At 58.7% G+C, this 14,402-nt stretch carries 14 protein-coding genes and 1 pseudogene; 9 read left to right on the top strand and 6 right to left on the bottom strand.

Features of this window, described 5'->3' with window-relative positions; all coding sequences use genetic code 11:
* Positions 1-122 (bottom strand): annotated as a pseudogene (locus Q3981_RS07430) (FKBP-type peptidyl-prolyl cis-trans isomerase); the annotation flags it as partial.
* Positions 123-274: 152 nt separating this feature from the next.
* On the bottom strand, positions 275-1,585 hold the full coding sequence (locus tag Q3981_RS07425) for a citrate synthase (RefSeq protein WP_012731109.1): 1,311 nt from the start codon (positions 1,583-1,585) through the stop codon (positions 275-277).
* Between the two features lie 439 nt (positions 1,586-2,024).
* On the opposite strand from Q3981_RS07425, the gene serC reads away from it, so the two are divergent.
* The 3 genes from serC to Q3981_RS07410 all read left to right on the top strand — a co-directional run bounded on the left by serC (position 2,025) and on the right by Q3981_RS07410 (position 6,136).
* Positions 2,025-3,185: a phosphoserine transaminase gene (serC, locus tag Q3981_RS07420; protein WP_303124888.1), complete on the top strand. Its 1,161-nt coding sequence runs from the start codon at positions 2,025-2,027 to the stop codon at positions 3,183-3,185.
* A gap of 273 nt (positions 3,186-3,458) precedes the next feature.
* A complete protein-coding gene (sepH, locus tag Q3981_RS07415; protein ID WP_303124886.1) occupies positions 3,459-4,967 on the top strand; it encodes a septation protein SepH in 1,509 nt (502 codons plus the stop codon).
* Between the two features lie 74 nt (positions 4,968-5,041).
* Positions 5,042-6,136, top strand: coding sequence for a hypothetical protein (locus Q3981_RS07410; RefSeq protein ID WP_303124884.1), 1,095 nt, complete (start codon positions 5,042-5,044; stop codon positions 6,134-6,136).
* 20 nt (positions 6,137-6,156) lie between these two features.
* Here Q3981_RS07410 and Q3981_RS07405 read toward each other — a convergent pair whose 3' ends face one another.
* Together Q3981_RS07405 and Q3981_RS07400 are read right to left on the bottom strand one after the other, a co-directional pair.
* Positions 6,157-7,050, bottom strand: a complete 894-nt coding sequence (locus tag Q3981_RS07405; protein WP_303124882.1) for an RNA methyltransferase — start codon at positions 7,048-7,050, stop codon at positions 6,157-6,159.
* A 46-nt stretch (positions 7,051-7,096) separates the two neighbouring features.
* The gene (locus tag Q3981_RS07400; protein WP_303124880.1) at positions 7,097-8,590 is read right to left on the bottom strand and encodes an NCS2 family permease; all 1,494 of its coding nucleotides are present in this window, start codon (positions 8,588-8,590) and stop codon (positions 7,097-7,099) included.
* A gap of 102 nt (positions 8,591-8,692) precedes the next feature.
* Here Q3981_RS07400 and Q3981_RS07395 point away from each other — a divergent pair, with 102 nt between their 5' ends.
* The 4 genes from Q3981_RS07395 to Q3981_RS07380 all read left to right on the top strand — a co-directional run bounded on the left by Q3981_RS07395 (position 8,693) and on the right by Q3981_RS07380 (position 12,013).
* Positions 8,693-8,971, top strand: coding sequence for a DUF2530 domain-containing protein (locus Q3981_RS07395; RefSeq protein WP_303124878.1), 279 nt, complete (start codon positions 8,693-8,695; stop codon positions 8,969-8,971).
* The gene (locus Q3981_RS07390) at positions 8,947-9,810 is read left to right on the top strand and encodes a glutaminyl-peptide cyclotransferase (protein ID WP_303124876.1); all 864 of its coding nucleotides are present in this window, start codon (positions 8,947-8,949) and stop codon (positions 9,808-9,810) included. Before Q3981_RS07395 ends, Q3981_RS07390 begins: the two co-directional genes overlap by 25 nt.
* A gap of 67 nt (positions 9,811-9,877) precedes the next feature.
* On the top strand, positions 9,878-11,383 hold the full coding sequence (locus Q3981_RS07385) for an MFS transporter (RefSeq protein WP_303124874.1): 1,506 nt from the start codon (positions 9,878-9,880) through the stop codon (positions 11,381-11,383).
* Between the two features lie 21 nt (positions 11,384-11,404).
* On the top strand, positions 11,405-12,013 hold the full coding sequence (locus tag Q3981_RS07380) for a DUF2771 family protein (protein ID WP_303124872.1): 609 nt from the start codon (positions 11,405-11,407) through the stop codon (positions 12,011-12,013).
* An 83-nt stretch (positions 12,014-12,096) separates the two neighbouring features.
* On the opposite strand, the gene Q3981_RS07375 is transcribed toward Q3981_RS07380, so the two are convergent.
* A complete protein-coding gene (locus Q3981_RS07375) occupies positions 12,097-12,489 on the bottom strand; it encodes a cold-shock protein (protein ID WP_012731099.1) in 393 nt (130 codons plus the stop codon).
* Positions 12,490-12,872: 383 nt separating this feature from the next.
* On the opposite strand from Q3981_RS07375, the gene Q3981_RS07370 reads away from it, so the two are divergent.
* Entirely contained in the window at positions 12,873-13,727 is an 855-nt protein-coding gene (locus tag Q3981_RS07370; protein WP_368410101.1) for a resuscitation-promoting factor Rpf1 domain-containing protein, read from the top strand.
* Between the two features lie 200 nt (positions 13,728-13,927).
* On the opposite strand, the gene Q3981_RS07365 is transcribed toward Q3981_RS07370, so the two are convergent.
* On the bottom strand, positions 13,928-14,128 hold the full coding sequence (locus Q3981_RS07365) for a hypothetical protein (protein ID WP_041628746.1): 201 nt from the start codon (positions 14,126-14,128) through the stop codon (positions 13,928-13,930).
* Between the two features lie 74 nt (positions 14,129-14,202).
* On the opposite strand from Q3981_RS07365, the gene Q3981_RS07360 reads away from it, so the two are divergent.
* On the top strand, positions 14,203-14,402 hold a 200-nt coding region (locus tag Q3981_RS07360; RefSeq protein ID WP_303124869.1), incomplete at its 3' end, for a hypothetical protein.

Below are 14,402 nucleotides of genomic sequence, written 5' to 3'. Positions count from 1 at the left end.
ACGTAATGGACCTCAACGTTGGATCCCGCTTGTGCTTCAGGGCCGTCCCCTACCGTGATGTCTTCAATGAGGAGATCCTGCGGGGCTGGCCCCGATTGGACCTCGATAGTTGGCTTACTCATGAGATTTTCTCCTTTTGTTACAGACTCGCTGGTATAGGGGAACTGACGAAGCAATGAGCCAAGCTCGGCTCACCAGAGTAGCTGGTAATGACGAACTTGGCTCATGGCGGGGTGCCTAGTGGCACCGGAGCATCACGTGTAGCGCTCTTTATTTAGCGTTCTTTACGCGGGATGACGTGGCGCTCATCGTATCCCGTGTACACCTGACGCGGGCGGTTGATCCGCGACGACTTGTCGTTCACGAGCTCGAGGTGCTGAGCAATCCAACCCGGCAGGCGGCCCATGCCGAACAGAACGGTGAAGAAGTTGGTCGGGAAGCCCATGGCACGGTAAATGAGGCCAGTGTAGAAGTCGACATTCGGGTACAGCTTGCGGTCGATGAAGTAGTCGTCCTTGAGCGCGATTTCTTCCAGGTTCACGGCAATTTCGAGGAGATCGTCATTGACGCCAAGGTGGTTGAGCACGCGGTCTGCGGTCTTCTTCACAATTGCAGCGCGCGGATCGTAGCTCTTGTAGACGCGGTGGCCGAAGCCCATCAGCTTCACGCCGTCTTCCTTGTTCTTCACCTTGTTCATGAACTCGGTTGCGTCGCCACCGTTGTCCTTGATTTCCTGGAGCATTTCCAGAACTGCCTGGTTAGCGCCACCGTGAAGCGGGCCGGACAGGGCATTGAAGCCGGCGGCGATGGACACGAACATGTTAGCCTGCGCGGAGGACACCATGCGAACCGTCGACGTGGAGCAGTTCTGCTCGTGGTCCGCGTGGAGAATAAGGAGTTGATCCAGAGCCTTCGTCAGGACGGGGTCAACTTCGTAGTCCTCCGTCGGGTAGCCGAACATCATGCGCATGAAGTTCTGGCGAGCGTTCAGGCCGTTATCCGGGTACATGAACGGCTGACCACGACGTGCGCGGTGGGAGTAGGCAGCCAGCACCGGAACCTTCGCCATCAGGCGATAGGTGTTGAGTTTCTGCATATTCGGGTCGAGCGGGTCGAGCGAATCCTGGTAGTAGGTGGACAACACGTTCAACGCAGAAGCGATAACGGCCATGGGGTGTGATGACCGCGGGAAAATGGAGAAGTGATCCTTGAAATCTTCATCAACCAAGGTATGCCGGCGAATATTGCGGTTAAATTCGTCGAGCTGTTCTTGGTTAGGAAGCTCACCGTTAATCAGTAGGTAAGAAACTTCATTGAAGGTTGCTTTTTCAGCCAATTCTTCGATGGGGTATCCGCGGTAGCGAAGAATCCCATTTGCACCATCAATATAGGTGATATTGGACAGCGTGGAACCTGTATTTACATACCCCGGATCGAGGGTAACGTAGCCAGTTTCCTGGAGCAGCTTTCCTAGGGCAATGCCGTCGTTCCCATCGGTTGCTTTAACGATCGGCATTTCATAGCTGCCTCCCGGGTAGGTAAGTACAGCCTTGTCCTTGGCCTCTGCAGCATTGTTGTCAGCCATGTTTTCCCTTTCTCCGAAAGCAGTGGTTATGCCGTATGGAGCTGATGCTCGCTTAAGTTTTCCCTGCACTCATACACTTTCGAGGGCGGCCTTCTCTTTGTTGGTCGATGTTCACCGATTCACGGCATCCATCATGTGGACGACAAGACAAATACTGAAGACCTGCCCTCTTCACGATCTAGTGTAGAACCTCACTCACGTGGGGGCGACAGCAGACATACCCGAGTAATGGTATGCCGCACAGTTTAACAAAAGTTGTGACGTGGACGACAGTTACCAATCAATGGCCAGAATTCCACCCTCTTTCAGGGTTACTCACCGGCTGAACTGAGGCCAATGTACGCATTTTAAACAGTTTTGTGGTTTTTATTCGCTTATTCACGGCCGCGTCACTATGATCCCCACCAACGCACAGTCTCTAGAGATATACGAGCCCTCCATGACACCCACCACATCATCAACCCCTTCCGACGCACCTCAACTCCCTGAGGAACTTCTCCCCCACGATGGCCGCTTTGGTTGTGGCCCCTCCAAAATTCGCCCGGAGCAAATAAAGGCCATTGACCAGGGCGCGACGACCGTGATGGGAACCTCGCACCGCAAGCCCGGGGTCAAAAATATCGTCGCCTCTATTCAGGAAGGCCTGACGTCACTCTTTCAGCTTCCCGACGGGTACGAAATCGTCGCTTCACTGGGCGGGGCCACTGCGTTTTGGGACGCGGCGACCTTCGGCCTGATTGAACGCCGTTCCGCTCATCTGAAGTACGGGGAGTTTTCCGGCAAGTTCGCGGCCGCCTCCGAGCGAGCCCCGTGGTTGGACACTCCGATCGTCCTCGAAAGCGATCCAGGCACCGCCCCTTCCCCGTCGGAACTTAACAATGTCGACGCGGATGTTGTTGCGTGGGCGCACAATGAGACGTCGACGGGGGCGATGGTTCCCGTGGAGCGGCCGTCTGGTGACGCGCTCGTCCTTATCGACGCGACCTCGGGCGCCGGTGGCTTACCCGTCGATATTCGGAATGCGGATGCTTACTACTTTTCGCCGCAGAAATGCTTCGCCTCCGATGGCGGCCTGTGGTTCGCCGCGATGAGCCCGGCCGCGCTGGAAAGGATTGAGCGGATTTCGAAATCTGACCGGTTTATTCCTGCGTTCCTCGATTTGCAGACTGCTGTGAATAATTCGCGGAAGAACCAAACGTATAACACGCCAGCAGTCGCGACGCTGCTCATGATGGATCAGCAAGTGCAGTGGATGAATAACAACGGCGGGCTCGACGGAATGGTCCAGCGGACGTCTGCGTCGTCACGCGTGATTTATGACTGGGCTGAAAAGCGCACCGAGACGCAACCATTCGTCGCCGATCCGCAGGGGCGGTCCCTCGTCGTCACGACGGTTGATTTCGACGACGCCATTGACGCGGCACGAATTGCGGCGATTTTGCGTGCTAATGGTGTGCTGGATACTGAGCCTTACCGCAAGCTTGGACGAAACCAGCTGCGTATTGGCACATTCCCGGCTATCGATACCGCGGATGTAGAGAAATTAGTATCTGCCATTGATTACATTCTGGACAATGAACTAGCCAACAAGAGCGCGTAGTAGCAGTTACTCCGGGGCGTAGCGGACCAGATATCGCGCACTATCCAGCGCGTATATCACCGCTATTTGCTTAATCCAGCTAAGGTAAAGGGGTATCTGAGAAAAAGTCGGGATATGTATGGCTTGCCATTCACGGCCATTCATTGCCAATCGTTCTCTGAAGCCTTCGCATAAGCGTAAAACGGTGAATGAGAATAAAAGGCAGCGGACGGCGGTGAACGCTGGCATAAGGAACGGGAGTTCCACCCCGGCTTATGTGACCAGGAGGTAGTAATGCAGACAATTTCCCTCGTCCCCGAGGAATGCACCGACGACTACCTGGTTTTTGCTGCCTCGGAGCCGCACGGTCCCGACGCGTCCGCCGCGGGGGATTCAGCTGAGGTTTCCTCGACGGATTCCTCCCAGGAGGACCACACCGCACCGGCACACTTCAGGCTGCCGCTGACTGAGGACACGAGATCTGCCCTCCACCGGTTGCTGAGTGATGCTGCCGACGTTGCCAGCATCAACGGCTCGATCGATTCCACCAGCACCGATACCCCGGCAGAAGCGGCACCTCAGTCCGACGACTCCGATTCATCACACACGGACAACGGTTCCGTCGTCGATAAGGACGAAGACTCCGATGACGAGGGTTCCAGCGCAGGATCTGACACCGCCACAACAGAACACAGCGAATCACTGACGGCTCCGTCGACACCGACCGTCGTCCTTACCCCGCGAGAAATCCAGGCGCGCATCCGCGGCGGCGAATCCATCGAAGACCTCGCCCGCGCCTCCGGGATGTCGCAAGGCAAAATCGAGCCCTTCGCGCACCCCATCCTCGCCGAGCGTGAGCGCATGACCACCGTGGCCCGCCAATCGCACCCCGTTCGCCAAGACGGCCCGTCCACACTGACTCTCGACGACGTCCTCGCCACGGCATTCACAGCGCGCGGGATGGACCTCTCGGAAGCCACATGGGACGCCTACCGCAACGACGCCCGACTGTGGATCATCACCCTGACCTGGACATCTGGCATGTCCGACGTCACCGCGGAATGGAGCTACCACTCCGACGGGCTCTCCGCCACGACCGTGGCACGCAATGAAGCCGCCACGGAACTTGTCGACCCCGACTTTGGCCGCCCCTCCCCCGGCCGCTCCCGGTCTCGCACCAGGGGCCAGGGAGGATCCGCGCGTTTCTCGTCGGCAATGAATTCCGACGATGGCAGCCAGGAATCAGGGCAGATCCACGGGCTGCACACCGACGGCGACCCCGACTTCGATTACGACGAAACCGCAGAGGACTTCGACGACGCTACCTCCGCTGCCCCGTCGGCGCCCGAGGATGATGCACCCCGGGGCGAGGGACAGCAGCCCGGCGCGGACACCGACGTGCAGCCCCACTCCCACCCCTCTCGAGCAGGTGGGGGACGCGGTCGACGGACACAACGTCGTCGGACCGGCCGCATGGAAATTGTCGGGCTCGATGACCACCGATCACGGCGGGCGAAGAAATCCTCAGACACAGGATCGTCGGCCGGCAATGATCCCCACGATGGCGGGCCAACCAGCAGAAACGATGACCACAACGGCTCGGGCCACGATCGGGCATCAGATGGCCACGGTGGATCGTCCGAGAATGAAGACGCATTCTTACAACACCCGGACACTGAACCCCGGCCTCGTCGTCGTCGGAAAGCGGTGACTCCCCACTGGGAGGATGTCTTGTTGGGAGTGCGAACGAACCGGTCGGATCCGCCGCGCAACCGGGGCAACCACACCCGAGACCACGACTAAGCTGGACACTGTCCACATAGAAACTCCCCGCGCGCCTGTGTGAGACGGCAAACTGTGAGTAACGGAGGGACGACATGGCTCACGCGTCGGATTCATCTGGATCACGTTCCAGTGACGGCTTCACTCCCCACGGGTCCGTGCCTATCGTGAAATACCCGTTCCCCTCGGCCACGGTCACCATTTGGTGCGTTAGCACTGCTCACCCCAAGGATGTCTTCGCCAATGACCCCGCCCCCGATCGCGGTTTTGGGCGAAAATTGCTTGCCCAGCTGAACCCGCAATGGCCCGTCACGCACATGGGAGACTTCCCGCTTAACCGGTCCACGTCGGCCGGTCATGGTGAAATTTATATCGGTGGGTTCGACGGTGTGGCCATTATTCAATATGTGCCGGCATCGTTCCCTGGTTACGAGTTTGATGTGTCGCACTTGTCCGCGTTGCCCATGAAATTGATTGAGTCGATCCCGGCCTCCGATATTTATGCTTTCGCAGCCGACGACCACAGTCAGCTGGGTGGGTTCGCGCATTGGCACGAGGGCAAACTCGAGCGGTCGTTCTGTTCTAATCGGGTCTCGATTTTCGAGGACACGGGGCTGCCGGAGCCTTTCGAAACACCGTTTTGGGCCGGGGAACGGTCGCATGGCGCTCACCGCGGAATCGAGCTGCCCTTCCTCCCCGCAGAGTTGGCCATGGAGGCGCTCCACTCCTGGCTGGGCCTGTCCCTGACGTCAACCTCCATGGACGTTCCTGTTGCAGCTTTTGCCATTGATGGTCGCCCCGCGTCCCGCCTGCCTCTGGACCATGCTTCGAGTTCTTCGTCCCGACGGGGTCGCTCTGCTTTCCGACGACACACTAACGCTGCCGACGGCACAGCTTCGTCTGATAACCCGCACGCGCGATCGGCGGATGACGAGGAATGGATTGACGACGACCTCACGGCCGATCACGATTCTGATTACGACGACTACGCCCACGTCCCGCCATTTTCTGTACGTGAGTGGGCCGACATTGACCGCTCTGATGTCTCCGCGTTTATGAAACGCGGTGCTGCTCGTGCGGGCCGCGCGGCCCTCCGGGGAGGACGAGCGCTGGCGTCACTTCCTCACGCTGTGGGTGATCGCGTTCGGGCACGTGCGCGGAAGACCGGGCGTCGCGAACCGCGCGACTAAGCCAGTCGTCGCTGGGGCTCTTACCGCCCCACTATCGATGTCCGAGCGCGCTCATAAAACCCCATCGCTGCTGCCGTCGCCACATTCAACGAGTCCGTCCCCGGGGCCATCGGGATGCGGGCTCTCACATCGCTCGCCCGCATCGCATGTTCGGTTAGCCCCGGCCCTTCGGCCCCCACCATTAACGCAGCCCGCTGAGCACCATCCAGGGCCTCAGGCAACATGACCGCATCGTCAGACGGCGTCAACGCCACACATCGATACCCGCGCTGCTGCAATTCCGACAATCCACGCTGCCACGTCGAGCGGTTGCCCTCGAAATACGCGAACGGGACACGCAGCACATGGCCCATCGACACGCGTACAACACGCCGATAGAGCGGATCCGCGCAGCCAGCCCCAAAGAACACGGCATCCACACCCAGCCCCGCAGCGTTGCGGAACAGGGCGCCGATATTCTCATGGTCGCCCACGCCCTCCAGCACGGCGATCGTCCCGCTCACGGGAGGCTGGTCCGCGCGGTCCCGTCGAGCATCCAGTTCGTCAAGAACATCGCTGATCGACGGCACCTCCACGCGGTTCGCTGAAGCCAACAAACCGCGGTGCATATCAAAGCCCACAACCTCGGCCATAACCTCGCGGGATACACACCACACGGGGATATTAGCCTTCGCGATGGTCTCCGCGAGGTTAGCGTCGGCAAGAAGTGAATGAAGCTTAGCTTCGGTCCCCATAATGGCTCGCACAGGGAAACGCGAGCGGATCAGCCGTGGAACGACCAGTAGGCCCTCCGCGATCACTAAACCCTTCCCACCAGGCATATCGGGGCGCTTATCTGAGTGGTTGAGGTTCCGGAAATCGTCGAGCCTCGGATCCGACGGGTCGTCGATATAGACGACATCACACTCGTTCATTGCCACCTCCGCTGAGTCGCAGCCACTCATGTACCGCATCCCTCATCTAACTCACGGCGTCCCGGATGGGGTCGATGCCGAAGTACACGACGAACAAGATCGCCACAATCCACATCAATGGGTGAACTTTCTTTGCCCGTCCGGCCGCAGTTTCCATCACGGCATAAGTAATGAAACCTATCCCAATACCGTTAGCAATGGAATACGTAAAGGGCATGACCACGATCGTTAAAAACGCCGGCAGAGCCGTCGTGAATTGTGAAAAATCAATCTCGCGAATTTGCCCCACCATCAAGGCACCCACGATAACGAGCACCGGAGCAGCCGCCTCTGTGGGAACAACCTCGTACAGCGGGGTCAGGAACATGGCAACGAGGAATAAAACACCAGTCACGACATTTGCCATGCCTGTGCGGGCACCGTCGGCAATACCCGCAGCAGAATCCACGAATACCGTGTTCGACGACGAAGACACCGCACCGCCGACAATCGCGCCGGTGCCCTCCACAACCAGCGCCTGCTTCATGTCCGGCAACACGCCGGTCTCATCAACCAAACCGGCTTGCTTACCTAAGCCAGTCATCGTCCCCATGGCGTCGAAGAAGTTGGCCAGCACAAGGGTGAACACCAACAGCGTGGCCGTCAGTACTCCCACCTCGGTAAACGCACCGACGAGGTCCACCTTGCCCACCAAGGACAGGTCCGGAGCACCCGCCCAGGAATCGGGAATACCGGGGACCGCCAAGTTCCAGCCCTTCGGGTTGGGCTGGCCATTCTTCACCGACGCCCCGGAGTGAGTGAGAGCCTCAACGATCATCGCGATAATCGTGTTCGCCACGATGCCGATGAACAGTCCGCCACGGACATTGCGGGCCACGAGCACACCACAAATCAACAGCCCCACCAGGAAAACGGCCGTCGGCCATGAAGCAATGGACCCGCCGATGCCGAGTTCAACAGGAACGGTGGTGTGGGCGGAATCGGGAATGCGGCGGACGAAACCACCGTCGACAAAACCGATGATGGCAATAAAAAGACCGATGCCGACAGTCATTGCTGTCTTCATCGGTGCGGGGATAGCGTTGAAAACCGCGACACGGAACCCAGTGACGGCCAGTATCACGATGATGATGCCGTCGATAACAATGAGCCCCATTGCTTGTGGCCATGTGAGCCCTTCGGACGACACCAGGGTGACCGCCACCAGCGTGTTAATGCCGAGGCCCGTCGCGATGCCGAAGGGATACCGGGCGATCAGGCCGAAAACGATGGTCATCACACCGGCGGCGAGGGCCGTAACAGCCGCAACTCGCGGAATGCCCAGCTCGGTCCCGGTGTGATCGGGGACGCTCCCCAGGATGAGTGGATTCAGAAGCACGATGTAGGCCATCGCGAAAAAGGTCACAACGCCGGCACGAACTTCCGTGCTCAGGGTGGATCCTCGGTCAGAAATGTGGAAATAGTTGTCCAGCGCGGATCGTCTTTTCTTCTTTGACGACGGTGCCGTCGCCGTGTCCGTGGAGGAAGCATTGTTGGACATCGGAACTCCTGCACATGTGTGAAGCCGCACCGAGGAGGGCTTGGTACGGGTGAGATTTGGGACGGGTGGGGAGGAAAACCCCACAAGGGTAAGTTGGCACGTGTGAGCCCTAAATTCCAATTCCACTCCAAACCGCTGCAGGACGTCACCCTTCCCCGGCTGCCTCGTGCGCTCGAAGATCCGCGGCCCGCTCTCATCGTGGGAATCATCGTATGGGTGCTGGGTGCGGTGTTTTTTGGGCTCACTCGCGGGTGGACTGACCAGTTGGTCTGGACCAGCATTATCGGCGCCGTCACGGGTGTTTTGGGTTACGGGGTTTATATGTGGCAGCGGGAGGCTGTCCGCCGTGGAGCGCAATGGGTTCAAGACGGTTTAGATTAACCCTCATCACGGTGCTCGTGGGCATCGTTCTTATTGCGGTGTGCGGACTGATCATTGTCGCGTCGTGGTCACAGCGCTCCCGTACCGACGGGGCTTCGCGCGCCCCATCTACTTCCTCTTTGGCCCATCGTGGATCGGTTCCGACCCGGTCGGTCACAGTTCTTGACACTCTCCCCTGGCCCCACGATGCGTTTACTGAAGGATTGGATCACCTTCCAGAGGGTCAAACACTGGTCAGCACTGGCCGTTACGGTAGGTCAGAGGTTTATTTTCTTAACGACGACGGCCACCGCGCCCATGTTCATCACCTACCCCGGAAGTATTTCGGCGAAGGAATCGCGGCAACGCCAACCTCGGTGTGGCAGTTAACGTGGAAATCGGGCCACGCTATCCGACGCGACCGCGAATCGTTGGTGGAAACAGGCTCGGCCCACTACGAGGGCGAAGGGTGGGGGCTCTGTTACGACGGCCATACCCTCCTCATGAGCGATGGGAGTAACAAGCTCGCCCGGCGCGACCCCAACACGTTCGAGGAGCGCTCCTCGCTATCGGTGACATTGGACGGTCGGCCCGTCGGCAATATCAATGAATTAGATTGCGCCCACAACCGAATCGTGGCCAATGTGTGGCATAGCGATGAACTCCTTGTCATTGATCCCACGAACGGCCGTGTGACCAGCGTGATTGACGCGTCGGAATTGGCCCCGGCGCGGGACGCTACCGGCGAGAGTGTGTTGAATGGCGTGGCCAGCGATCCGGATGATCCTGCCGTTCTCTATCTGACTGGCAAGTTGTGGCCGCATATGTATCGGGTTCGTGTCGACGGCCTGGGCGGCTAGGTGGCCTGGTTGACTAGGTGGCTAGCGGAAATGCATGCCCACCCGGCGATGGTGCAAGAATGGGTTCGTGAACAACCACGGAGAGCCGCCCACCACTGGCGAGCTACACGAACCACCGGCCGATGACACGACGCCACGGCCGTCTCGTGTTCGCCGTGTGTTGTCAGCCCCTGGCCGCCTGGTAGGCAGCTGGATCGAGGCCGACGGTGCGAAAGCGTCGGGACTGTCGTCGCTGACCTACACGACGATCTGCAACTCTGGTGTCGACGCAGCTCTCGCGGTGGCCCTGGCGGGCACGTTGTTTTTCTCCGCAACGACGGGTGAATCGCGCGAAGGCGTCGCCCTGTACTTGCTTGTGACCATCGCCCCCTTCGCGGTCATCGCGCCGCTGATTGGTCCTGCGTTAGACCGCGTGTACGCCGGACGTCGTTTTGCGTTGTCGCTGACATTCGCCGCGCGCATCGTATTAACAGTGTGGCTGCTCACGAATTTCCACTCGTGGGTCCTCTACCCCGCCGCGCTGGGCATGATGGTGATGAGTAAGTCGTTCGGTGTGCTGAAGTCGTCAGTTACCCCACGGCTCATGCCGCCTGATATCGATCTGGTTCGCACGAATGCGCGGCTCACGATCTTGGGGCACATCGTAGGCTCGGGTGTCGTCGGAGCCATCGCCGCTGGCGTGTCGTTCCTGTTCACACCTCGCGAAGCGTTGTGGGTCATTATCGTCATTGCCCTCATGGGGTTGTATTCGTGCGTTCTCATTCCGCGAAAAGCAGAATCGTCTCCCAACGAATGGGCCACCACGTCCCCACTGTCCGTCCCGGGATCACCTCTCACCGAGGACTCTTCTCTTGACGACGATCCGACGGCCGACGCGACCACTGCCGACGTGACCGCAACCGACACTGCACCAACTCAGGAATCGCCGTCACAGTCGTCACCGCGACGACGAGCCGTCCGCCAGCGCGTCACTCGCGCAGCCCAACAGCTTCATATCGTTCCTTTCCCCCACGACGCCAAAACGTGTTTGTGGTCCGTCATGACCAGTCGGTCGGGCACCGGATTCCTCACGATTTTCGTCGCGTTTGCAGCTAAATCGACCCACGGTCTGAGCGCGTGGGAACAGCTGGCAATGCTGGCCGTCGCGGGCGCCGCAGGAAGCGTCGGCACGTTCTCGGGAAATTTGCTGGGAGCGCGGATCCCCCTCGGAGCCCCGCGAGTGACCGTGCTCACGATTGCAGGTATCGCGTGGGCGGGCGTGATCTGTGCAGCCATCTGGCCTGGGCTGATCTGGACCGCAGTCGCGACCTTCGCACTGTCGCTATCTAGTTCACTGTGCAAAGTAAGCCTTGATGCAACCATCCAGGAAGGCCTCCCCGAAGAAGCGCGATCCAGCGCATTCGGCCGCAGCGAAACGTTCGGGCAACTCGCATGGGTGTTCGGCGGCACGATGGGAATTATCCTCCCGCCGCAGCTCGGTACAGGGTTCATCGCTCTAGCCATCATCATCGGCGTCGGCTATCTACGAACTCTTTTCCTCGCTGTCAAGGTCCCGCATGTACGACGTCATTAGGGCCTCGCTATTGTGGACGCCATGACCGAACCGGGTTCGTCCTCCAGCTCAGAACCATCACCCCAGGCCCCAGCCCGTCGCGGCCGTCGCGGCCGTCGAAAGACAAAGGCAGAGCGACGTCGGGAACGACGCACCATGATCATTGTGGGATCTGTGATGGCCGTCATCGTGCTCGTCGCGATTGTCGGTGGAATTGCGTTCACCTATTGGGAACAGCGACGCAACTCGGTGGACCCCACCACGGTCACGTTGTCGATTACTGATTCCAAGGGGAAGAGCGTCACGGCGAATCCCTATCAGGCCTGTGCACTGGGATCGACGGACTGCACGGAGAAGTCAATGACAAAGATTTCCCTGCCGAAGGATGGGAAGGCCACTATCGACGTCCCCTCGACGGTGTCCGATACTCAATGGTCGTTGCTGACGATCTATGAGGACAATGCCAAGAATGACGAGTCCGTTTATAAGGCGAAAGACAAAAAGTCGGTCACCATCGATGGAAGTAAAGATGGTTCCCGACTGAAAGTCGCTGAGGTTCACGCCGTTCTCCTGGGCGATAAATCTCACGGTTCTGATTCGTCTGATGACGAGGATGCCTACACCATGGTGTGGGCTATTTCCCCGGAGTAGCGCCTGGATAAGTGGCCCCTTGGAGAAATAGCACGGTGCACGACCGGCGCTATGGCTGCGCTACGCCCGGGGCATCGAGCTTATTAAGCATCAAGTTCCCGGGCCACAGCGCGAAGGACCTCAGCCACCTGACGGCTTTCTTTCCGCCCTGGGTAGCGGCCTGCTTGGAGGCTCGGCTGAACATGTCCTTCTAAGAGCGTCATCAAGTCCTGGATCATGCTTTGCAGCTGATCTGGCTTGTACTTATGGGAAGGGCGACGCCGAGGCCGACCGGTCTCCTGAATATCCGTAATCCTGAGCACCTGCGGACCTTTCCGGCCTGCAGCGAACTCGTACTCTATTTTCTGCCCTTGGTGTAGTTCTTCCACACCGTCGGGCAATACTTGGGTGCCGACGAAGACGTCGTCATCGCCCGGGTTGGTGACGAACCCAAATCCCTTATCGGGATCAAACCATTTGACTCTTCCGATTGGCATGAGGGTTTTCCTTTCTCTGTATTTCATGAGCTGGGTATGTCTACATCTGGCTCTGTAACCCTGTGTCGGGTTAACCATGTATCAAGCGGTGAGCTTGCGACTATCCCAGCGTGATGGGCGAAACTCCTTATTCTAAACGATCCACAACTTTTAGCCCATCCCGATGTTTCATAGGTAGGTTTTACGTTTTTACTCGTCAATAAACGCGCAGTACTACCTGCCGCACGCACGAATAATAGTGTTCTTAATCACATTTTAACGGCACTTTTCGTCAATAATTCGTTCAAAATATAGCTTTACGCTGCACTGTTACCCATGTTACTCGCTCGCGACCGACCCCAAGTCGCTACCGGAATGTGACCTTTTCGTAACCTTCATGTAGCGTGGCCGTCCAGTACGTCAAGAAGCGGTCCGCCAAGGACGCCGATTATCGCACAGAGAGGTTATACCCCTTTATGGGACAGCACTCCAAGAACACCAACCGTATTTCTACCGGCGCCAAGGTTGCCCTGTCAGGCTTGGCTATCACAGCTAGCGGCATTGCTGTCGCTCCGTCAGCGTCGGCAGCACCAGATTCCGATTGGGATCGTTTAGCTCAGTGCGAGTCTGGTGGCAACTGGGGCATCAACACTGGCAACGGCTTCCAGGGTGGTCTGCAGTTCGCACCGTCCACCTGGTCTGCATACGGCGGAACCGAATACGCTGCTACTGCTAACCAGGCAACCCGTGAACAGCAGATCACGGTCGGCGAGCGCGTCCTCGCTGAGCAGGGCTGGAACGCGTGGCCGGCTTGCTCCGCGCAGCTCGGGTTGAGCAGTGCCCCTTCTCAGCGCGATAACGCCTACGCCAACGGTGCTCAGGCCGCCGTTCAGCCCGCAGCCGCTCCTGTCGAAGAGGCTGCACCTGCCGAGAACGCTGCACCTGCAGCTCAGGCTTCTGCCGAGGCAGCCGACGAGGCTCCGACGCCGCAGAAGGCTGTGACGGACCTGGCCGCAACGCAGAGCATCGCTAGCTTGGACCAGATTTTCGACACCATCCAGGCTGCCTTCAACAAAGCCGGCATTCCGATGCCCGCCGTGATCACGGATTACTACCACGCTCATCACGACGAGCTCGTTGGTGCCTACAACCAGGCCATTGGCGCAGCTGTGAACGGTTACGCTGAGGCCACTGCCCAGGCTACGAAGATTTACGACGCCGTGGAAAAGAACTTCCACTCGTCACGCAGCGCTGCATAAGCGACGCGCTTTATAACGAGCACCCCTCGGGAAACACCATCAATGGTGGGGATCTCCCGAGGGGTTCGTTCTATGTAGCGGCCTATAAGGGCCAGACATTAGGCGCGCTGGACCTAAGGCACGTTGGCAAGCAACCAGCACGCAGCTCAGGCACGCTCGAGTAACACTAGAGCACTCTCGAGTGCGCAGCTATGCAGCAACTAACGCTTAAAAGGCCTGTTCACAGGGGTGTACGGGTGAACGTAGTTAAGCTCGCTGGAATCAACAGGGAACTTCGTGTCCTCACCGTAGGGGCTCGTCGCGCCCGGCACGTGGGAGACCACCTCTGTCACGGGGTGCTCGCCCTCCTCTAAATGCTGAGGCCAACCTGGATCAACATATTGTTCTTTATCTTTCGCCATGGCTCCATCTTTTCAGATCAGTACGTATTAGTCACCCTACTAAGAACGATTGCCCCCGGTTAGAATGGGGGTTTATGTCTTCTCCCGGTTCCGTTCCCGATCGCTTGTCTGAGTGGCTCGCACAGATTAGCGACGATCAACTCTCGCTGATTCTTCGCGAGCGCCTGGAGAATCTCTTCCCGATGCCCGTCGGTAGTGGCCAACTAGCTGCGCGGCTGACCAGCCCGTTCACGGTCACGCAAACTGTGGAAGCCCTCGATATGCTGTCGTCGGC

Source organism: Corynebacterium sp. (assembly GCF_030530965.1).
Taxonomy (GTDB): Bacteria; Actinomycetota; Actinomycetes; order Mycobacteriales; family Mycobacteriaceae; genus Corynebacterium.
The sequence above is the reverse complement of the archived record's forward strand: the minus strand, read 5'-3'. Positions and strand labels throughout refer to the sequence as shown.

Excerpts from the sequence above, each read along its gene's own strand:
- Q3981_RS07425 (WP_012731109.1), bottom strand. The coding sequence starts at position 1,585 with ATGGCTGACAACAATGCTGCAGAGGCCAAGGACAAGGCTGTACTTACC.
- serC (WP_303124888.1), top strand. The coding sequence starts at position 2,025 with ATGACACCCACCACATCATCAACCCCTTCCGACGCACCTCAACTCCCT.
- sepH (WP_303124886.1), top strand. The coding sequence starts at position 3,459 with ATGCAGACAATTTCCCTCGTCCCCGAGGAATGCACCGACGACTACCTG.
- Q3981_RS07410 (WP_303124884.1), top strand. The coding sequence starts at position 5,042 with ATGGCTCACGCGTCGGATTCATCTGGATCACGTTCCAGTGACGGCTTC.
- Q3981_RS07405 (WP_303124882.1), bottom strand. The coding sequence starts at position 7,050 with ATGAACGAGTGTGATGTCGTCTATATCGACGACCCGTCGGATCCGAGG.
- Q3981_RS07400 (WP_303124880.1), bottom strand. The coding sequence starts at position 8,590 with ATGTCCAACAATGCTTCCTCCACGGACACGGCGACGGCACCGTCGTCA.
- Q3981_RS07390 (WP_303124876.1), top strand. The coding sequence starts at position 8,947 with ATGGGTTCAAGACGGTTTAGATTAACCCTCATCACGGTGCTCGTGGGC.
- Q3981_RS07380 (WP_303124872.1), top strand. The coding sequence starts at position 11,405 with ATGACCGAACCGGGTTCGTCCTCCAGCTCAGAACCATCACCCCAGGCC.
- Q3981_RS07375 (WP_012731099.1), bottom strand. The coding sequence starts at position 12,489 with ATGCCAATCGGAAGAGTCAAATGGTTTGATCCCGATAAGGGATTTGGG.
- Q3981_RS07365 (WP_041628746.1), bottom strand. The coding sequence starts at position 14,128 with ATGGCGAAAGATAAAGAACAATATGTTGATCCAGGTTGGCCTCAGCAT.